Origin of the sequence: Streptomyces sp. NBC_00414, assembly GCF_036038375.1 — a bacterium.
In the GTDB taxonomy this organism is placed as follows: Bacteria; Actinomycetota; Actinomycetes; order Streptomycetales; family Streptomycetaceae; genus Streptomyces.
The window spans coordinates 3,083,947-3,104,427 of the sequence record NZ_CP107935.1 but is presented as its reverse complement, the minus strand read 5'-3'; the positions used below and the strand labels follow the sequence as shown (position 1 = coordinate 3,104,427).

Here is a 20,481-nt window from a genome sequence, read left to right as displayed (position 1 = left end):
GCCCCGGGACAGGTCCGTCAGTCCTTCTGCAGACCCGGGACGCGCATCGCCAGAATGGCCATGTCGTCGGACGGGGCGTCGCTCGCGAAACGCTCGACCGCGCGCATGATGCGGGCGGCCACCGCACCGGCCGTCAGACCCGTGCAGGTGGTGAGGACATCGGCGAGGCCGTCGTCGCCCAGCATGCGGGTGCCCTCGCGGCGCTCGGTGACGCCGTCCGTCACGCACAGCAGGACGTCTCCCGGATCGAGCGTCACCTCCTGCTCGTACAGCTCCAGGTCGTCCATCACGCCGAGGAGCGGCTGCGGTTCGGCGGCCGGTTCCACCGTGCCGTCGGGGCGCAGGCGCAGCGGGAGCGGGTGGCCGGCGCAGACCACCTTCAGGAGCGCCGAGCCGTCCTCCTGGGGCCACAACTCGCCGTACAGGAGGGTCAGGAAGCGGCTGCGGGCGCCCTCGTCGAGGATCGCGGAGTTCAGGCGCTCCAGGACCGCCGGGCCGCCGTACCCCTCGCGGGCCAGCAGGCGCAGCGCGTGCCGGGCGAGGCCGGTGACCGCGGCCGCCTCCGGTCCCGTACCGCAGACGTCTCCGATGGCGAAGCCGTAGGCGCCGTCGCGGATGGGGAAGAGGTCGTAGAAGTCGCCGCCGACTTCGTTGCCCTCGCCTGCCGCGCGGTAGATGACCTCGACCTCCACGCCCTCGATGTGGGGGAGTTCCGGGGGCAGGAGGCTGCGCTGGAGCGACTGGCTGATGGCCGTGCGCTCCGAGTACAGGCGCGCGTTGTCCAGGGCCAGGGCGGCCCGGCGGCTCAGGTCCTCGGCCAGTTCCAGGATTTCCTGGCGGAAGTGCTCGTCCGTCGGCTTGCCGAGCGTCAGCATGCCGATGACGCGGTTGCGGGCCACCAGGGGGAGTACGACCGTCTCGCCGCCGACCGCTCCGGCCGTCGCCAGCGTCGTACCGATGCCGGAGCTGACCGTGGCCGGTTCGCCGAGGCCGAGGCTGCGCATGGAGGTGCGCAGGGCGGCCTGGTGTGCGGCCTCCGCGGGGGCGGCCCAGACGCGGGCGCCCGGGGTGGGGACCGGGTCCGGAGGGGCGATCTTGGAGAGGAGGGCCTTGAGGCCGTCGATGCGTTCCTCGTCCTCGTGCAGGACGTACGAGAGGTAGGGGTCCGAGGACTGGTCCGCGATCGTGTACACGGCGCACCAGGTGGCCAGGGTCGGGACCGTCATCTGGGCCATCAGGGCCAGCGTCTGGTCGCGGTCCAGGGTGCCCGCGAGGAGGTCCGAGGCCTCGACGAGGAAGGACAGCGAGCCGCGGCGCAGCCGCTCCAGCTCGCCCAGGCGGGCCGACTCCACGGCGAGCGCGATGCGGTCGGCGGCGAACTGGAGACGCAGGGCCTCCTCGTTCGAGTAGCGGCCAGGTGATTCGGCCGCGACACCGAGCGAGCCGGTGAGTCTTCCCTCGACCTTGAGAGGGACGGTGACGACCGAACGCATGCCGGTGCCACTGAGGAGCGGTACGGCCCCTGGGACGGCCGTGAGGTCCTCGTGGACGGCAGGCATGCGGGCCGAGCCGTAGCGGCCGGTGCCCGCCTCCACAGGGACGCGGGCGAAGCGCTGGCGGGCGGAGGGGAGACCGGTGGAGGCGCGTACCTCCAATTCCGTCTCGTCGTCGGTCGCCAGGAGCAGGAAGGCGGAGTCGCCGTCGAGCATGTCGCGGGCGCGCTCCACCGTGCGCTGGAGGAGGCCGTCCAGGTCGTCCGGGGCCGGTGAGCCGATGAAGACCTCGAAGGGGTCCGAGGCGTGGCCCTCGGAGCTGGTGGTCGTGTCCGTGGCCGAGACGCGCAACGGGGTCTGCAGGACCGCTCGTTCGTGGTCGCGTACCAGGAGACAGACGGTCGAGGGCTCACCGCCGGTGTCCCGCACGCGCAGGTGCGAGGCGTATACGGGTGTGACGCGGCCGTTGGCGCCTCTCAGGCCGTAACTGCCCTCCCAGCGGGAGAGCTTGAGGGCCTCGACGATGCCGGTGCTGGTACCGGGGGTCTGCGGCCAGGCCGCGAGATCGGTCAGCGGCTTGCCGATGACCTGCTCCGCCGGGTAGCCGAAGAGTTCCTCCGCGTCCTCGTTCCAGGCGTTGATCGCGCCGGTGCGGTCGATCTGGACGACCGCCACGCGGACGCGGCCGTCGGCGAGGGGGAGCAGGTGGGAGGGGAGCGCGGGGCCCGCCGTGCGGGTGCCCACCGCGCGGTCGGGCAGGTTCAGCTGGAACCAGACCTGCTTGCGGGTGGGTGTGTACTCGACACCCCAGCGGCCGGCCAGGGCGGCACAGAGCTGGAGGCCGCGTCCGCCCTCGCGGTCGGGGTTGCCCATGTTCAGGGCGTTCCCCTGGAGTGGAATCTCGCGTTCCGGGTAGTGGTCCGCCACCTCGATCCGTACGCCGTCGTCGCTGCGCAGGCACAGGACGTCCGCGGACGTGCCGGCGTGCACCACCGCGTTGGTGACCAGCTCGCTGGTGAGAACCACGGCGTCGTCGACGATGTCGGCGAAGCCCCAGCCCTGGAGGGTGTCACGGACGAAGGAGCGAGCGGTCGCGACGGACCGCCCGACAGGGTCGAAGCTGGCAGCCGCGCGCGCGGTGATCACGTAACTCCTTGTCCGGTCGTCGGCGGGCAGGGCTCCGTGGCCGACCCGCCCCTGCCGGGGCAGGAGCTGGTTCTCGGTCGGCCGGGGATCCTGGGGAGCTCCCCCAGGATGCAGTCCGGTGGTCATGGTGCGGTGCCCTCCGATGCCTGCCCGCTCGTGCTCGTGCCACCGCCCAGGCCGGAAGGACCGGCGCGGCTGGACAGCCGCATGCAAGGTTACTTACCTTCGCCGTCCATGCGGATGCCGGTCGTCAGTGTTTACGTCCAGAGGGTGTGCGGACCGTGTGCGAAGCTGCCGAACTGTTATGGCCTGGTTCAGCCATGGTGAAACACTGGGCAGGCTTCAAGGGATGGTCCGGGCAGGCTGAGTGCCTTCCGGTACGCGGAGCAGTGGTACCCGAGTACGCCGAGCAGTAACGGTCGACCCTTGCGGGAGGGACACAGTGGAGTCTGGCGCAGCGACGCGGGGCACAAAAACGCGCGCGAAAGGCGGACAGTCCCTGAGTAATCAGCGTAAACCGCGCAATGGCACCACCGAGGTGGACACGGCGGCCCTGAACAGGCTGCTGACGGCTCTGGTGTCCATGCGGGACGGCAATTTCCGCAAGAGGCTCACGGTCTCGGGCGATGGCGTGATGTCCGAGATCGCCGCTGTCTTCAATGAGGTGGGCGACCGGAATCTGCAGCTGACCGGTGAATTGTCGCGGGTGCGGCGGATGGTCGGACGTGAGGGAAAACTCACGGAACGGCTGGAGACGGGTGCCTGTGAGGGCTCCTGGGCCGCGGCGATCGACGCGTCCAACGCGCTCGTCGACGATCTCGTACGGCCCGTCTCCGAGGTCGGCCGGGTGCTGTCCGCGGTGGCGGAGGGCGATCTGTCGCCGCGTATGGAGTTGCGGGCGCAGGCGGCGGACGGCAACGGGCATCCGCTGCGTGGCGAGTTCCTGAAGGTCGGGCGCACGGTCAACAACCTGGTCGATCAGCTGTCCACGTTCACCGACGAGGTGACGCGGGTGGCCAGCGAGGTCGGTACCGAGGGCAAGTTGGGCGGGCAGGCCCGGGTGCGCGGTATGTCCGGTTCGTGGAAGGACCTCACGGACTCGGTCAACACGATGGCGTACCGGCTGACGGCCCAGGTGCGGGACATCGCGCTGGTGACGACGGCGGTCGCCAAGGGTGATCTGTCCCGGAAGGTCACGGTTCACGTGGCCGGCGAGATGCTCGAACTGAAGAACACCGTCAACACGATGGTGGATCAGCTGTCCTCGTTCTCCTCCGAGGTGACGCGGGTAGCGCGTGAGGTGGGCACCGAGGGGGAGCTGGGCGGGCAGGCGCAGGTGCCCGGTGTGGCCGGGGTGTGGAAGGACCTCACCGATTCGGTGAACCTCATGGCCGGCAACCTGACCGCGCAGGTGCGCGGTATCGCCCAGGTCACGACGGCGGTCGCCAACGGTGATCTGTCGCAGAAGGTGACCGTGTCCGCGCGCGGCGAGGTCGCGCAGCTCGCCGAGACGATCAACCAGATGACCGAGACGCTGCGGACGTTCGCGGACGAGGTCACGCGCGTCGCCAACGAGGTCGGTGGCGAGGGGCGGCTCGGCGGGCAGGCGAATGTGCCGGGCGCGGCGGGGACGTGGAAGGACCTCACCGATTCGGTGAACACGGTCTTCCGGAATCTCACCACCCAGGTGCGGGACATCGCCGCGGTGACTACTGCGGTGGCCAACGGTGATCTGTCGCAGAAGGTCAGCGTCGAGGTCGCCGGCGAGATGCTGGAGCTCAAGAACACCGTCAACACGATGGTCGACCAGCTGTCGAGCTTCGGCGCGGAGGTCACCCGCGTGGCGCGGGAGGTCGGCGTCGAGGGTGAGCTGGGCGGTCAGGCCCAGGTGCCCGGCGCGGCCGGTACGTGGAAGGACCTCACGGACTCCGTCAACACGGCGTTCCGGAATCTCACCGGACAGGTGAGGAACATCGCCCAGGTGACGACGGCGGTGGCCAACGGTGATCTGTCGCAGAAGGTCACCGTGGACGTCTCCGGCGAGATGCTCGCGCTGAAGAACACCGTCAACACGATGGTCGACCAGCTGTCGTCCTTCGCCGACCAGGTGACGCGGATGGCGCGTGACGTGGGCACGGAGGGCCGCCTCGGCGGCCAGGCGCGGGTGGACGGCGTGTCCGGTACGTGGAAGGACCTCACCGACTCCGTCAACTTCATGGCGGGCAACCTCACGTCCCAGGTGCGGCAGATCGCCCAGGTGACGACGGCGGTGGCGCGCGGTGACCTCTCGCAGAAGATCGAGGTCGACGCTCGCGGCGAGATCCTCGAACTGAAGAACACCATCAACACCATGGTCGACCAGCTCAGCGCCTTCGCCGAGCAGGTGACCCGGGTGGCCCGCGAGGTGGGCACCGACGGCCGGCTGGGCGGTCAGGCGCAGGTGCCGGGCGTGGCCGGGGTGTGGCGGGACCTCACCGACTCGGTGAACGGCATGGCGGGCAACCTCACCGCGCAGGTGCGCAACATCGCGCAGGTCGCGACGGCGGTGGCGCGCGGTGACCTGTCGCAGAAGATCGACGTGGACGCGCGCGGCGAGATCCTGGAGCTGAAGAACACCCTCAACACGATGGTGGACCAGCTGTCGAACTTCGCCGAGCAGGTCACGCGGGTGGCCCGTGAGGTGGGTACGGAGGGCATCCTCGGCGGACAGGCCGAGGTGCAGGGTGTCTCCGGCACCTGGAAGGACCTCACGCAGTCCGTGAACTTCATGGCGAACAACCTGACGATCCAGGTGCGCAACATCGCCGAGGTCACGACCGCCGTCGCCAAGGGCGACCTGTCGAAGAAGATCACCGTCGACGCGAAGGGCGAGATCCTCGAACTCGTCACCACCGTCAACACGATGGTCGACCAGCTGTCGTCCTTCGCCGAGCAGGTCACGCGGGTGGCCCGTGAGGTGGGCACCGAGGGCATCCTGGGCGGGCAGGCGCACGCGTCGGGTGTCACGGGCATCTGGAAGGACCTGACCGACAACGTCAACCTGATGGCCAACAACCTGACCGTGCAGGTGCGGAACATCTCCCAGGTCGCGGCGGCCGTCGCCAACGGCGACCTGACGCGGACGGTGACGATCGAGGCGCGCGGCGAGGTCGCGCAGCTCGCCGACACCTTCAACACCATGGTGAAGACGCTGAGTTCGTTCGCCGACCAGGTCACGAAGGTGGCTCGCGAGGTGGGTACGGACGGCATCCTCGGCGGCCAGGCACGCGTACCGGGCGTGTCGGGTACGTGGAAGGACCTCACCGAGTCCGTGAACGGCATGGCGTCCAACCTGACCGGACAGGTGCGCAACATCGCGATGGTCACCACGGCCATCGCCAAGGGTGATCTGACCAAGAAGATCGACATCGACGCGCGCGGCGAGATCCTGGAGCTGAAGACCACCATCAACACGATGGTCGACCAGCTGTCGTCGTTCGCCGAGGAGGTCACCCGGGTCGCCCGCGAGGTGGGCACCGAGGGGCAGTTGGGCGGCCAGGCCCGCGTGCGTGACGTCGACGGCACCTGGCGCGACCTCACCGAGTCGGTGAACGAGATGGCCGGGAACCTGACCCGGCAGGTGCGCGCCATCGCGCGCGTGGCGACCGCCGTGACCCGCGGCGACCTCAACCTGAAGATCGACGTGGACGCCTCGGGCGAGATCCAGGAACTTCAGGACTACATCAACAAGATGATCGCGAACCTCCGCGACACCACCATCGCCAACAAGGAGCAGGACTGGCTGAAGGGCAACCTCGCCCGGATCTCCGGTCTGATGCAGGGCCGCCGGGACCTCGCGGACGTGGCCTCGCTCATCATGGGCGAGCTGACTCCGGTGGTCTCCGCGCAGCACGGCGCGTTCTTCATGGCGATGCCACTGGACGACGGCAAGCACGTGGGAGCCGCGAACGACGATTCGTACGAACTTCGGATGCTCGGGTCGTACGGCTACTCCATGGGCTCCATGCCGACGTCGTTCCGGCCCGGTGAGACGCTGATCGGGACGGCCGCCAAGGAGAAGCGCACGATTCTCGTGGAGAACGTTCCGCCGGGGTATCTGAAGATCGCGTCCGGCCTGGGGGAGGCGCCTCCGGCGCATGTCATCGTGCTGCCGGTGCTCTTCGAGGGGACCGTCCTCGGAGTGATCGAGCTGGCGTCGTTCCACTCGTTCACGCACATCCAGAAGGACTTCCTCAGCCAGATCGCCGAGATGATCGCGACGAGCGTCAACACGATCGCGGTCAACACCAAGACCGAGGTGCTGCTCAAGCAGTCGCAGGAGCTGACCGAGCAGCTGCGGGAGCGGTCGGCGGAGCTGGAGAACCGGCAGAAGGCCCTCCAGGCGTCCAACGCCGAGCTGGAGGAGAAGGCCGAGCTGCTGGCCCAGCAGAACCGTGACATCGAGGTCAAGAACACCGAGATCGAGGAGGCGCGGCAGGTCCTGGAGGAGCGCGCCGAGCAACTCGCGGTCTCCATGCGCTACAAGAGCGAGTTCCTGGCGAACATGTCCCACGAGCTGCGGACACCGCTCAACTCCCTGCTGATCCTCGCCAAGCTGCTCGCCGACAACGCGGACACCAATCTCACCCCCAAGCAGGTCGAGTTCGCCGAGACGATCCACGGGGCGGGTTCCGACCTGCTCCAGCTGATCAACGACATCCTCGATCTGTCGAAGGTCGAGGCGGGCAAGATGGACGTGTCGCCGACGCGTATCGCGCTGGTCCAACTCGTCGACTACGTAGAGGCCACGTTCCGTCCGCTGACGGCGGAGAAGGGCCTCGACTTCTCCGTACGGGTGTCGCCGGAGCTGCCCGCCACGCTGCACACGGACGAGCAGCGGCTCCTCCAGGTGCTGCGCAACCTGCTGTCGAACGCGGTGAAGTTCACCGACACCGGAGCGGTCGAGCTGGTCATCAGGCCCGCGGGCGCGGAGGTGCCGGTCGCCATCCGGGAGCAGTTGCTGGAGGCGGGCTCGCTGCGGGACGCGGACGCCGATCTGATCGCGTTCTCCGTGACCGACACGGGCATCGGGATCGCGGCCAGCAAGATGCGGGTGATCTTCGAGGCGTTCAAGCAGGCGGACGGTACGACGAGCCGTAAGTACGGTGGTACGGGACTGGGTCTGTCCATCTCGCGGGAGATCGCGCGGCTGCTCGGCGGCGAGATCCACGCGCAGAGCGAGCCGGGACGCGGGTCGACGTTCACGCTGTACCTGCCGCTGCACCCGAGCGAACTGCCGCCGCAGGGCTACCCGCAGCTCTCCTCCCCGATGGAGAACGGGGCGCTGCCGGTGGGCTCGGACCACGAGTCCGAGGGCGGCGTGGAGACACCGGCGGAGGTCAAGTCGTACCAGGAGACCCAGAACGGGCCCGCCGCGCTCTTCAGGCGGCGTCGCAGGGCGGTGTCCGCGGCCGAGCCCCGGCCCGCGCTGCAGGGGTCACGGACGCAGGCCCCGGAGGCCTGGGACCCGGGTGACGAGGAGGTCGCCCCGAGGGCGCGTGCCGTCTTCCGCTTCGAGGGCGAGAAGGTGCTGATCGTCGACGACGACATCCGCAACGTCTTCGCGCTCACCAGCGTTCTGGAGCAGCACGGTCTTTCGGTGCTGTACGCCGAGAACGGCCGCGAGGGCATCGAGGTCCTGGAACAGCACGACGACGTGACGGTCGTCCTGATGGACATCATGATGCCGGAGATGGACGGATACGCGACCACGACGGCGATCCGCAGGATGCCCCAGTTCGCCGGGCTGCCGATCATCGCGCTCACCGCGAAGGCGATGAAGGGCGACCGGGAGAAGGCCATCGAGTCGGGTGCCTCCGACTACGTGACGAAGCCGGTCGATCCCGATCACCTGCTCTCGGTCATGCAGCAGTGGATGCGGGGGCAGTGATCGGAAGGCGGGGTTTGATCGGGCGGCCGGGGATGATTGAGTGGGAGGGAAATGATCGCGTCCACGGGACGGTCGGCCGGCGGTCCGGTATGCCGAGTTGCTGACTGACTGTGCCCGGAGCCGTGTAGAAACCCGGGATTCGGGGAACCTTCTGGTCTCCCGCTACGTTTCTGCTACGTGCACAGTGACATCGCGGTGACAGGGTGTGGCGACAGGCGGGGTGCGGCTACCATGACCGGCACAAGGACGGGCGGCGCTCAGAAGCCGTCCCCTGGGGCGGCGCCCGGTGCACTGCCGGGACGAGGAGGGCGGGCCATGGTGCAGAAGGCCAAGATCCTCCTGGTCGATGACCGGCCGGAGAATCTGCTGGCGCTGGAGGCCATCCTCTCTGCGCTCGATCAGACACTGGTACGGGCATCTTCCGGGGAGGAAGCGCTCAAAGCGCTGCTCACGGACGACTTCGCGGTCATTCTGCTGGACGTCCAGATGCCGGGTATGGACGGTTTCGAGACCGCCGCGCACATCAAGAGGCGAGAGCGGACCCGGGACATCCCGATCATCTTCCTCACCGCGATCAACCACGGCCCGCACCACACCTTCCGCGGGTATGCGGCCGGTGCGGTGGACTACATCTCCAAGCCGTTCGATCCGTGGGTGCTGCGCGCGAAGGTCTCGGTCTTCGTCGAGCTCTACATGAAGAACTGCCAGCTCCGGGAACAGGCGGCACTGCTGCGCCTGCAGCTGGAGGGCGGCGGCGGCAAGTCGGTGCTCGGCGACACCAAGGAGCCGGCCGGACTGCTCGCCGAACTCTCCGCGCGTCTGGCGGCCGTCGAGGAACAGGCCGAGGCTCTGTCCAAGCAGCTGGACGACGATTCGGCGGACGCGGCGGCGGTGGCCACCGCCGCCCATCTCGAACGCAAGCTCACAGGACTGCGGCGCGCGCTCGACGCGCTGGAGCCGGGCACCGGGAGCGGGGCGGCTTCGCTGCCGTCCCAGAACTGAGCCCAGGGGCGCTCGGCCGCCGGTCGCGAGGCGGCCGTCGGCTTCTCGGTCTTCCCGTGTCCCATGGCTGTCGGTGGGTCGAACGGCGTTCCGGACGGCCGGGGTTGGAGTCGAGTCGGCGTCAGTTCGGCGCCACGGGTGGGCGACACGAACGGGTGAAGCAGTAGGCACACGTGTCCGCAGTGGTCTCCACCGGTAACCTCACACCCATGGCCTCACGTCAGCCCGCAGCCAAGAAGCCGCCCGCGAAGAAGGCGGTCGCTCCGACGAAGGCTGTGGCGAAGAAGGCCCCCGCGAAGAAAGCTCCCGCGAAAAGGGCGCCCGCGAAGAAGGCCGCAGTCAGGAAAGCCGTGCCCCCGAGGCCGGCGCCCAGCCCGACAGGGGGCGTATACAGGCTCGTACGCGCCCTCTGGCTCGGTGTCGCGCACGCCGTCGGTGCCGTGTTCCGCGGCATAGGGAGGGGCGCGAAGGGGCTCGACCCGGCGCACCGCAAGGACGGGCTCGCGCTCCTACTGCTCGGTCTCACGCTGATCACCGCCGCGGGAACCTGGTCCAACCTCCGCGGCCCGGTGGGCGATCTCGTCGAGATGCTGGTGACCGGCGCCTTCGGCCGCCTCGACCTGCTCGTGCCGATACTGCTGGCGGTCGTCGCCGCCCGGCTCATCCGGCACCCCGAGAAGCCCGATGCCAACGGACGCATCGTCATCGGGCTGTCCGCGCTCGCCGTCGGCGTGCTGGGCCAGGTCCACATCGCCTGTGGGGCGCCCGCCCGCAGCGACGGCATGCAGGCGATAAGGGACGCGGGCGGACTCATCGGCTGGGGTGCGGCGACTCCGCTGACGTACACGATGGGTGATGTCCTCGCTGTGCCGCTCCTCGTGCTGCTCACGGTCTTCGGGCTGCTGGTGGTCACCGCGACGCCGGTCAACGCGATTCCGCACCGGCTGCGGATGCTGGGCGTCCGGCTGGGCGTCCTGCAGCCGCGGGCGAGCGACGACGTGTTCGCCGAGGACGACGACGAGCGCTACGACGAGCAGTGGCGCGAGGCGCTGCCCGAGAGCCCCCGGAGGCGCCGGGCGGCGCCCGAGGCGTACGACCCGGACGACGCCGAGCAGGAGGCCCTCTCCGAGCGCCGGAGCCGCCGCAGGCGGCCCGCCGTGCAGCAGCCCTCGCTGGACCGGCCCATGGACGCCGTGGACGTGGCCGCTGCCGCCGCCGCGGCGCTCGACGGTGCGGTGATGCACGGGATGCCGCCCTCGCCCCTGGTGGCCGACCTCACGCAGGGCGTCGGCACCGACCGGGGCGAGCGTGAGGACTCGGGCGTCGGCGAGGACGCCGGCCGGAGGGAAGAGACGACTCCGGTGCCCGCCGCGCGGGCCAAGAACGCCAGGCCCAAGCAGGAGATGCTGAAGCCCGAGGTCGCCGATCTCACCAAACCCGCTCCCGACACGTCCCGGGATCTGCCGGCGCGGGCCGAACAGCTCCAGCTCCGCGGCGACATCACCTACTCCCTGCCGTCGCTCGACCTCCTGGAGCGCGGAGGCCCCGGCAAGACCCGCAGCGCCGCCAACGACGCGGTGGTCGCCTCGCTCCAGAACGTCTTCAAGGAGTTCAAGGTCGACGCGTCCGTCACCGGCTTCACACGGGGTCCGACGGTCACCCGGTACGAGGTCGAGCTCGGCCCCGCCGTGAAGGTCGAGCGGATCACGGCGCTCGCGAAGAACATCGCGTACGCCGTCGCCAGCCCCGATGTGCGGATCATCAGCCCGATCCCCGGCAAGTCGGCGGTCGGCATCGAGATCCCGAACTCCGACCGCGAGATGGTCAATCTGGGCGACGTGCTGCGGCTCGCGGACGCCGCCGAGGACGACCATCCGATGCTCGTCGCGCTCGGCAAGAACGTCGAGGGCGGCTACGAGATGGCCAACCTCGCGAAGATGCCGCACGTCCTGGTGGCCGGAGCGACCGGTTCCGGAAAGTCCTCGTGCATCAACTGCCTGATCACCTCGGTCATGGTGCGGGCCACCCCCGAGGACGTTCGCATGGTCCTCGTCGACCCCAAGCGCGTCGAGCTGACCGCGTACGAGGGCATCCCGCACCTGATCACGCCCATCATCACCAACCCGAAGCGGGCCGCCGAGGCCCTGCAGTGGGTCGTACGCGAGATGGACCTGCGGTACGACGACCTGGCGGCCTTCGGATACCGGCACATCGACGACTTCAACGCCGCCATAAGGAAGGGCAAGGTCAAGCTGCCCGAGGGCAGCGAGCGGGAGCTGTCCCCGTACCCGTACCTGCTGGTGATCGTCGACGAGCTCGCGGACCTGATGATGGTCGCGCCGCGCGATGTCGAGGACTCCATCGTGCGCATCACGCAGCTCGCGCGTGCGGCCGGTATTCACCTGGTGCTCGCCACCCAGCGGCCTTCCGTCGACGTCGTCACCGGTCTGATCAAGGCGAACGTGCCCTCCCGGCTCGCCTTCGCCACCTCCTCGCTCGCCGACAGCCGCGTCATCCTCGACCAGCCCGGCGCCGAGAAGCTGATCGGCAAGGGCGACGGGCTCTTCCTGCCGATGGGGGCGAACAAGCCCACCCGTATGCAGGGCGCCTTCGTCACCGAGGACGAGGTCGCCGCCGTCGTGCAGCACTGCAAGGACCAGATGGCGCCGGTCTTCCGGGACGACGTCACCGTGGGGACCAAGCAGAAGAAGGAGATCGACGAGGACATCGGCGACGACCTCGACCTGCTGTGCCAGGCCGCCGAGCTGGTCGTCTCCACGCAGTTCGGGTCCACCTCGATGCTCCAGCGCAAGCTGCGCGTCGGCTTCGCCAAGGCCGGTCGGCTGATGGACCTCATGGAGTCCCGCAACATCGTCGGACCCAGCGAGGGATCCAAGGCTCGTGACGTTCTTGTGAAGGCTGACGAGCTGGACGGAGTGCTCGCGGTCATCCGGGGGCAGGCGGAAGGCTAGGGAGACAGGACGGGCCGCTTTCCCGGACGGGAGCGGACCGGCCTTCCGGGAGAGCGGGCCGTTTCCCTTCCACGAGAGTGGACCGCGTCCCTCTGTGCGGTGGGTCGGGCCACCCGGGTGACCCGGTCGGGTTGCCGGGGTGATCGGAACGTGACTCACCCGTAAGGAAACGGTGAGCAACCGTTTCCCTTCGTCGCACGTCAAGTTGAGGGAAGGGACAGAGTCATGTCCCGGCATCAGGATGACCGGCCATTCTGATGGCGTACAAAGTCCTACCGCCCGGTTGCCCCACCCTTTCGCACCCCCCCTAGACTGAACCCTCAGCACAGGTGGCTTTACGCTCGAAAGGCGCCCCCGTGTCCATCGGCAACTCCTCTGACGACAACTCCTCCGACGACAACTCCCCTCAGGACGAGCGTCCCTCCGTGGCGGACGATCAGCCTTCGGTCGGCGACGCCCTGCGGCAGGCGCGCATCGCGGCGGGGCTGACCGTCGACGACGTCAGTAACGCCACCCGGGTCCGTATCGCCATCGTGCACGCGATCGAGCAGGACGACTTCGGCCCCTGTGGCGGCGACGTCTACGCACGCGGGCACATCAAGACGCTCGCCCGCGCCGTCGACCTCGACCCGGTCCCGCTCCTCGATCGCTACGACGCGGCCCACGGCGGACGGCCGGCGCCGACGCCGGCCGCACCCATGTTCGAGGCGGAGCGGATCCGTCCCGAACGCCGCGGCCCCAACTGGACCGCGGCCATGGTCGCGGCGATCGTCGCCGTGATCGGCTTCGTCGGCTTCACGATGTTCAGCGGCGATGACGGGGACGGCAAGAAGACGCAGGTCGCCGAAGGATCCACGCCCACCGCCAGCAAGCCCGTCAAGACCAAGCCGACGCCGACCAAGCCGGACACCCCGAAGTCGGACCCGTCCGACGCCATCGCGGCCGCGCCTCAGGACAAGGTCACCGTCCAGGTCAGCGCCCCCGACGGCCGCAGCTGGATCTCGGCCAAGGACCACAACGGCCGGCTGCTCTTCGACGGCCTGCTGGAACAGGGCGACTCCAAGACCTTCCAGGACAAGGAGAAGGTCGACCTCGTCCTCGGTGACGCGGGCGCCATCCAGCTGTACGTGAACGGCAAGAAGATCGACGACGAGTTCCAGCCCGGCCAGGTGGAGCGCCTGACGTACACGAAGGGCGACCCCGAGGTCGGCTGAGCGACGCCGGGCTCGGCCGGGCGCCACCTGGCCCCGGCGGGGCCGAGCGGCACCGGGATCGGCTCGCCCGAGCGGCTCCGCCGGTACGTGCCGGCGGACGCGAGTTCATGATCCGCCCGGCCTCCCGGGCAGGCGGGAACGGGGTTGGCCAGGATCGGCCAACCCCGTCGACATGGGCTGTCGGTGGGACGAAGTAGTCTTGAGCCCATGCCTGAACGCCGTACCGTCGCACTCGTCACTCTTGGCTGCGCCCGTAACGAGGTGGACTCGGAGGAGCTCGCAGGCCGCTTGGAGGCGGACGGCTGGCACCTCGTGGAGGACGCCGAGAACGCGGACGTCGCCGTCGTCAACACCTGTGGCTTCGTCGAGGCCGCCAAGAAGGACTCCGTCGACGCCCTCCTGGAAGCCAATGACCTCAAGGGTCATGGCAGAACCCAGGCGGTCGTCGCCGTCGGCTGCATGGCCGAGAGGTACGGCAAGGAACTGGCCGAAGCCCTGCCCGAGGCCGACGGCGTGCTCGGCTTCGACGACTACGCCGACATCTCCGACCGGCTCCAGACCATCCTGAACGGCGGGATCCACGCCGCCCACACCCCGCGCGACCGGCGCAAGCTGCTGCCGATCAGCCCCGCCGAGCGGCAGGACGCCGGAGCGGCGGTCGCCCTTCCGGGCCACGGCCCTGTCGACCTTCCCGAAGGACTCGCCCCCGACTCGGGCCCCCGTGCGCCCCTGCGCCGGCGGCTGGACGGCTCCCCGGTGGCCTCCGTGAAGCTGGCCTCCGGCTGCGACCGGCGCTGCTCCTTCTGCGCCATCCCGTCCTTCCGCGGCTCCTTCATCTCGCGCCGCCCCAGTGACGTACTGGGCGAGACGCGCTGGCTCGCCGAGCAGGGCGTGAAGGAGGTCATGCTGGTCTCCGAGAACAACACGTCGTACGGCAAGGACCTCGGCGACATCCGCCTCCTGGAGACGCTGCTGCCCGAGCTCGCCGAGGTCGAGGGCATCGAGCGGGTGCGGGTCAGCTACCTGCAGCCCGCCGAGATGCGGCCCGGACTCATCGACGTGCTGACCTCCACGCCGAACATCGCCCCCTACTTCGACCTGTCCTTCCAGCACTCCGCTCCCGGTGTGCTGCGCGCGATGCGCCGGTTCGGGAACACCGAGCAGTTCCTGGGGCTCCTCGACACGATCCGCTCCAAGGCCCCGCAGGCCGGTGTCCGGTCCAACTTCATCGTGGGCTTCCCCGGCGAGACCGCGGACGACCTGGCGGAGCTGGAGCGCTTCCTGACCGCCGCGCGCCTGGACGCCATCGGCGTCTTCGGGTATTCGGACGAGGACGGCACCGAAGCGGCCACGTACGAGAACAAGCTGGACGAGGACGTCGTCGCCGAGCGGCTCGCACGCGTGTCCCGGCTCGCCGAGGAACTGGTCTCGCAGCGGGCGGAGGAGCGCATCGGCGAGACCCTGACGGTGCTGGTCGAGTCCACCGGCTCGGCCGCCGAGGACGAGGCCGCGTACGGCCGCGCCGCGCACCAGGCGCCCGAGACCGACGGCCAGGTGCTGTTCACGAGCGGCGAAGGACTGACCGTCGGCCGTATGGTCGAGGCGAAGGTGGTCGGTACCGAAGGTGTCGACCTGGTGGCCGAGCCGCTCCCGGGCTCGCTCGTGTGTACTGAGGAGGCAGCCAGATGACCGGAGTCCCGGCATCCGCGGCGGGCGGCCCCGGTGCGCCCGGCACCCGCGGTGCTGCCGGAACCGCCGGTACGGCCCCTGCCGCCACGGGACCCACTCATCCGGCACCCGCAGGTACGAGGGCCTCCGCGCCGGGACCCTCCGGTACGGGAACCGCCGGCGCGCAGGCCCCCAAGACGCCGCTCGGCGGCAGCAAGTTGGGCGCCGCGGCCGTCAACCAGGCCAGCCTGTGGAACGTCGCCAATCTGCTCACCATGCTCCGCCTCGTGCTCGTGCCGGGATTCGTGGCACTGATGCTGGCCGACGGCGGCTACGACCCCGTCTGGCGGGCCTGGGCCTGGGCGGCCTTCGCCGTCGCCATGATCACGGACATCTTCGACGGCCATCTGGCCCGCACGTACAACCTCGTCACCGACTTCGGGAAGATCGCCGACCCGATCGCCGACAAGGCCATCATGGGAGCGGCGCTCATCTGTCTCTCCTACCTCGGCGATCTGCCGTGGTGGGTGACGGGGGTGATCCTCGGGCGTGAGCTCGGGATCACCCTGCTGCGGTTCCTGGTGATCCGGTACGGCGTGATCCCGGCCAGCCGCGGCGGCAAGCTGAAGACGCTGACCCAGGGCGTGGCCGTCGGCATGTACGTCCTGGCGCTGACGGGGCCGCTGGCGACCCTGAGGTTCTGGGTGATGGCTGTGGCGGTCGCCCTCACCGTCGTCACCGGAGCCGACTATGTGAGACAGGCCATTGTGCTGCGGCGCGAGGGACTGGCCGAGCGGAAGGCCGCCGCCGAGGAGGCGGAAGCGTGACGTCCACGGCCGCCGAAGTGCTGCGACTACTCACAGTGAGGGGTGAAACCCTCGCTGTCGCCGAGTCGCTCACCGGCGGTCTGGTGGCCGCGGAGCTCGCGGCGGTGCCCGGGGCCTCGAAGGCCTTCCGCGGCTCGGTGACCGCGTACGCCACCGACCTCAAGCGTGACGTCCTGGGGGTCGACGCCACTCTGCTGGATCAGCGGGGAGCGGTGGATCCGCAGGTCGCGGCCCAGATGGCGGCCGGCGCACGCACAGTCCTCGGTGCGGACTGGGGAATATCGACCACCGGAGTCGCCGGCCCCGAGCCCCAGGACGGGCAGCCGGTCGGCACGGTTTTCGTCGCCGTGGACGGTCCCTCCGAGGCGATGCATGAAAGCGCTCTTGGCGGGAAAGTGTGCGCGTTGCGGTTGAACGGCTCCCGGACGGAAATCCGTATGGAGAGTGTACGGAGCGTGCTCGCACTGCTTCTGGAGCGGCTTGTGGGCGAACACCCTGGGAATGATCGGGCACAGGATACGGAACAGAACGGGGGGTTTTGATGTTTGCAGCCCTGAGTGAACACGACATCGCTCCCCGCACGACCGCGGCGCGAGGCGGTACGGTGGGGCGTGAAGGATGCGGCTACGCGGTCCGAGGAGGGAGCCACCGATGATTCTGCTCCGTCGCCTGCTTGGTGACGTGCTGCGTCGGCAGCGCCAGCGCCAGGGCCGTACTCTGCGCGAAGTCTCCTCGTCCGCCCGAGTCTCACTTGGTTATCTGTCCGAGGTGGAGCGGGGGCAGAAGGAGGCTTCCTCTGAACTGCTCTCCGCGATCTGCGACGCGCTGGACGTACGGATGTCCGAGCTCATGCGGGAAGTGAGCGACGAACTCGCACTGGCCGAACTGGCCCAGTCGGCAGCGGCCACCGAGCCTGTACCCACACCGGTACGCCCGAGGCTCAACTCCGTCTCGGTGAGCGGTGTGCCGCCGGAACGGGTGACCATCAAGGCGCCTGCGGAGGCGGTCGACGTCGTCGCCGCGTGACGCTCATCGGCTCGCAGCTGTGAGCTGGGAAAAGCGCTGTTCGCGGCGCTGAGAAGAAGCCCTGCGAAGAAGCTCCGCGAGGAACGAAGAAGCTTCGAGAAGAACTGTGTGAGAGCCCCGGCCGGGGCTTCTCCGGGGAGACCTGGAGGAGTGCGGTCGGGGTTTTCGCGTCGCGCCGAGGCATCGCCCGGCGGTTCTGGGGGGTTTATCGCGTTTGCCGGTATCGGCTGGGGCGGCGATGGTGGAGGGCAAGGCCGGGGGTCGCTGCTGACCGGAGGATGTCGATGTACGTCGTGAAGAGCCCGCTGTCCGATGCCGATCTGAAGACCGTGTCCGAGGCGCTGCAGGGCGCTCTGGTCGATCTCGTGGATCTGTCGCTCGTGGCGAAGCAGATCCACTGGAACGTGGTGGGGCCGCGTTTCCGGTCCGTCCACCTTCAGCTCGACGAGGTCGTCGACACCGCCCGGCTGCACTCCGACACCGTGGCGGAACGTGCCTCCACGCTGGGTGTCTCGCCGGACGGGCGTGCCGTGACCGTCGCGAACAGCAGTGGTATCGGCCCCGTCAAGGACGGATGGGTGAAGGACACCGACGCGGTGGGGGCCCTGGTGGGCGCCCTCGGAGCTGTGATCACGCGGATGCGGCAGCGGGTGGGGGCTACGGGGGACGCTGATCCGGTCAGCCAGGACATCTTCATCGGGATCACCGCCGACCTTGAGAAGCACCACTGGATGTTCCAGGCGGAGAACGGGTAGCGAGAACGGCCGGCGGAGAACGGTCAGCGGGTGGCGGCGGGCGCGTCGCGGTGGGGTGGGAGCCGTTGGTGCGCCCGGTGCGCTCCTGTTGTGCCGGTGCGCCCTGTCGACGGGGGAACGCGGCGGTCTAGCGTCGGGCTGGAGGCGGTGCCATGACTGGGCGGATGGGCCGGACAGGGCGAATAGGCAGGTGGGGGCTTGCTCTGGGCGCCGGAGGGCTGTGGTGGTGGGCGGTGATACGGCTGGCCTTCGCCGCTGACGCCGGTGTCCTGGAAGGGGCGGTCGCGGCGGGCGGGTGGGGGCTGAGCCTGCTTCCTGTGCACTGCGTGCCCAAAGCGCGGGCCGTTGGGGCGGTCGGGTCGGACCGGTGGATGCGGCGGGCTTCGGATGCTTGGCGGAGGCGGCGCGGGCCGCTGGTGGGGCGGGGTGAGCCCTTTTGAGGTGTCTGGGGTGACCGGGGTGCCTGAGGTATTTGGGGCTCCCGGAGTGATTGGGGTGCCTGAGGTGCTTGGGGCGTCTTGGTTGGTTGAGGTTTCTGGGGTGGCTGGGGTGTCTGCGATGTTGAGTGGCGGGGGCTGAGGTGGCGGGGACTGAGGTGGTTCTCGCCGCGGTGCTACCAAGGCATCGCCACGCCTCCGTTGGGGCGGAGGATCTGGCCCGTCGTGAACGCCGAGGCGTCGGAGGCGAGGTACAGGACCGCGTGGGCGATGTCCTCGGGATCGCCGACCCGGCCCAGCGGTGACATCCGTGCCATGAAGGCCTCTGTCCGCGCCTGGGCCTCCTCGCCGCGGCGGTCGGTCATCGGCGTACGGATCCAGCCCGGCGCGACCGCGTTGACGCGGATGCCGTGCGGACCCATCTCGGTCGCCAGGGTCTTCGTCAGCTGCACGACGGCCGCCTTCGCGGCTCCGTAGCAGAGGAGTCCCGGCCCGCCGGTGTCCACGGCTCCCGAGGCCATCGTGATGATGCTGCCGTGCGTGCCGGACGCCAGCATCGAGCGGGCCGCCGCCTGGCAGGCGTGCAGGACGCCCTTGAAATTGACTCCGAGGACCCGGTCGACGTCCTCGTCGCGGGTCTCCAGGACCGGACTGCTGTGCATGATCCCGGCCACGGCGGCCATGACGTCCAGGCGCGCGCAGCTCGCGACCGCCTCGCCGAGCCGGGAGCTGTCGGTGACGTCGAGGGTGTGGGTGCGGGCCGTACCGTCCACGTCCTTGATCAGGGCGGCCGTCTCGTCGAGACCCTGGGCGTCGAGGTCCGCACAGTGGACGGTCGCACCCGCCTCCGCGAGCAGCACGGCACTGGCGCGGCCGATGCCGCTCGCCGCGCCGGTGACGAATGCGGTGCGTCCGGTGAGGTCGTACGCCGTGACGGGCATGCAGGGACCGTACGAGTCATCTGACGGGTCGTCAATTAGTTTTGCGGGTGCGGGTGCGGGTGCGGGTGCGGGTGCGGGTGCGGGTGGCGTGGCTGGCGTGGGTGGTTCTCACCGGGTGGGGGTGGGGCCGGGGCGTTGGGGTGCTCCTGGCTGTGGGGACGGGCCCGGCTGGCAGGTCGGGCACCAGTACGTGGGGCGTTCGCGGGAGCCGTCGCCCTGGTTCGCCACGCGGATCCGGGTGCCGCAGCGCAGGCACGGGCGGCCCGCGCGGCCGTAGACGAACAGGTTCTGGTCGCGGCGGCCGGTGGTGATGCGGGTGGGGCGCTCGCGGTTGACCTCCAGGAGCTTCTTGGCGAGCGTCGGCAGGTAGACGGTGTATTCGGCGGGGAGCCCGCCGACGGGGATCCAGGGGGTGACGCGGAGCAGGAAGCAGATCTCGCTCTTGAAGACGTTGCCGATGCCGGCGAGATTGCGCTGGTCGAGGAGGGCTTCGCCGAGGGCGCGGTCGGGGTCGCTCAGGAGGTTCGCCAGGGCCTTGTCGGGATCCCAGTCGGGGCCCAGGAGGTCGGGGCCGAGGTGTCCGACCGCGCGGTCCTCGTCGGCGGTGTGGAGCAGTTCGAGGACGGGCAGCCGGTATCCGACGGCCGTACGCTCCTCGGTGCCGAGGATCGCGCGGATCTGGTGACCGGGGCCACCGCGCCAGCGCTCACCGGGGGCGTAGATCTTCCAGGAACCGTCCATGCGCAGGTGCGAGTGGAGGGTGAGGCCGCCTTCGAGGCGGGTGAGCAGGTGCTTCCCGCGCGGGGTGACGTCCAGGACCGTGCGCCCGGTGAGGTCGGTCAGGGCGTACTTCGGGACCCGGAGGTCGGAGAGGGTGAGGACGTGGCCCGCAAGGGCGTTGTGCAGGCGCCGGGTGGCCTGCCAGACGGTGTCTCCTTCGGGCATGGGATCCAATGTGGCACGGGGTGGGCGGAGCGTCCCTGTGAGTGGGGCGTCCTGTGGGTGGGTTCGGTGACGGTGAGGTCGGCGACGGTGGGGTCGGAGATTCGGTAGGGCTTCGTCGGTGTGGTG

The 20,481-nt window shown here is 69.6% G+C and carries 13 protein-coding genes; 10 read left to right on the top strand and 3 right to left on the bottom strand.

All coding sequences use genetic code 11. The annotated features are described in order from the left end of the window. Positions 1-17 precede the first annotated feature (17 nt). Positions 18-2,765: a SpoIIE family protein phosphatase gene (locus OHS59_RS13225; RefSeq protein ID WP_328493612.1), complete on the bottom strand. Its 2,748-nt coding sequence runs from the start codon at positions 2,763-2,765 to the stop codon at positions 18-20. A gap of 316 nt (positions 2,766-3,081) precedes the next feature. Between OHS59_RS13225 and OHS59_RS13220 the strand changes: the two genes are divergently transcribed. From OHS59_RS13220 to OHS59_RS13175, 10 genes are all read left to right on the top strand, one after another. Further along, positions 3,082-8,568, top strand: a complete 5,487-nt coding sequence (locus OHS59_RS13220; RefSeq protein ID WP_328493611.1) for a HAMP domain-containing protein — start codon at positions 3,082-3,084, stop codon at positions 8,566-8,568. 315 nt (positions 8,569-8,883) lie between these two features. After that, positions 8,884-9,570, top strand: a complete 687-nt coding sequence (locus OHS59_RS13215; RefSeq protein WP_107022506.1) for a response regulator — start codon at positions 8,884-8,886, stop codon at positions 9,568-9,570. Between the two features lie 209 nt (positions 9,571-9,779). Then, a complete protein-coding gene (locus OHS59_RS13210; protein WP_328493610.1) occupies positions 9,780-12,542 on the top strand; it encodes a DNA translocase FtsK in 2,763 nt (920 codons plus the stop codon). A gap of 356 nt (positions 12,543-12,898) precedes the next feature. Further along, positions 12,899-13,756, top strand: coding sequence for a helix-turn-helix domain-containing protein (locus tag OHS59_RS13205; protein WP_328493609.1), 858 nt, complete (start codon positions 12,899-12,901; stop codon positions 13,754-13,756). 207 nt (positions 13,757-13,963) lie between these two features. After that, entirely contained in the window at positions 13,964-15,445 is a 1,482-nt protein-coding gene (rimO, locus tag OHS59_RS13200; protein WP_328493608.1) for a 30S ribosomal protein S12 methylthiotransferase RimO, read from the top strand. Further along, on the top strand, positions 15,442-16,251 hold the full coding sequence (gene pgsA, locus OHS59_RS13195; protein WP_328493607.1) for a CDP-diacylglycerol--glycerol-3-phosphate 3-phosphatidyltransferase: 810 nt from the start codon (positions 15,442-15,444) through the stop codon (positions 16,249-16,251). The genes rimO and pgsA overlap by 4 nt, the downstream gene beginning before the upstream one ends. Continuing rightward, on the top strand, positions 16,248-16,793 hold the full coding sequence (locus OHS59_RS13190) for a CinA family protein (RefSeq protein WP_328493606.1): 546 nt from the start codon (positions 16,248-16,250) through the stop codon (positions 16,791-16,793). The genes pgsA and OHS59_RS13190 overlap by 4 nt, the downstream gene beginning before the upstream one ends. Before the next feature lie 109 nt (positions 16,794-16,902). Next, positions 16,903-17,277: a helix-turn-helix domain-containing protein gene (locus tag OHS59_RS13185; protein WP_248777125.1), complete on the top strand. Its 375-nt coding sequence runs from the start codon at positions 16,903-16,905 to the stop codon at positions 17,275-17,277. Between the two features lie 284 nt (positions 17,278-17,561). Then, positions 17,562-18,032, top strand: coding sequence for a Dps family protein (locus OHS59_RS13180; RefSeq protein WP_328493605.1), 471 nt, complete (start codon positions 17,562-17,564; stop codon positions 18,030-18,032). Positions 18,033-18,196: 164 nt separating this feature from the next. Beyond that, on the top strand, positions 18,197-18,472 hold the full coding sequence (locus tag OHS59_RS13175) for a hypothetical protein (RefSeq protein ID WP_328499184.1): 276 nt from the start codon (positions 18,197-18,199) through the stop codon (positions 18,470-18,472). A 173-nt stretch (positions 18,473-18,645) separates the two neighbouring features. Here OHS59_RS13175 and OHS59_RS13170 read toward each other — a convergent pair whose 3' ends face one another. Beyond that, complete coding sequence (locus OHS59_RS13170) at positions 18,646-19,410, bottom strand: SDR family NAD(P)-dependent oxidoreductase (RefSeq protein WP_328493604.1); 765 nt, start codon at positions 19,408-19,410, stop codon at positions 18,646-18,648. 108 nt (positions 19,411-19,518) lie between these two features. Further along, positions 19,519-20,355, bottom strand: coding sequence for an Fpg/Nei family DNA glycosylase (locus OHS59_RS13165; protein WP_328493603.1), 837 nt, complete (start codon positions 20,353-20,355; stop codon positions 19,519-19,521). Positions 20,356-20,481 lie beyond the last annotated feature (126 nt).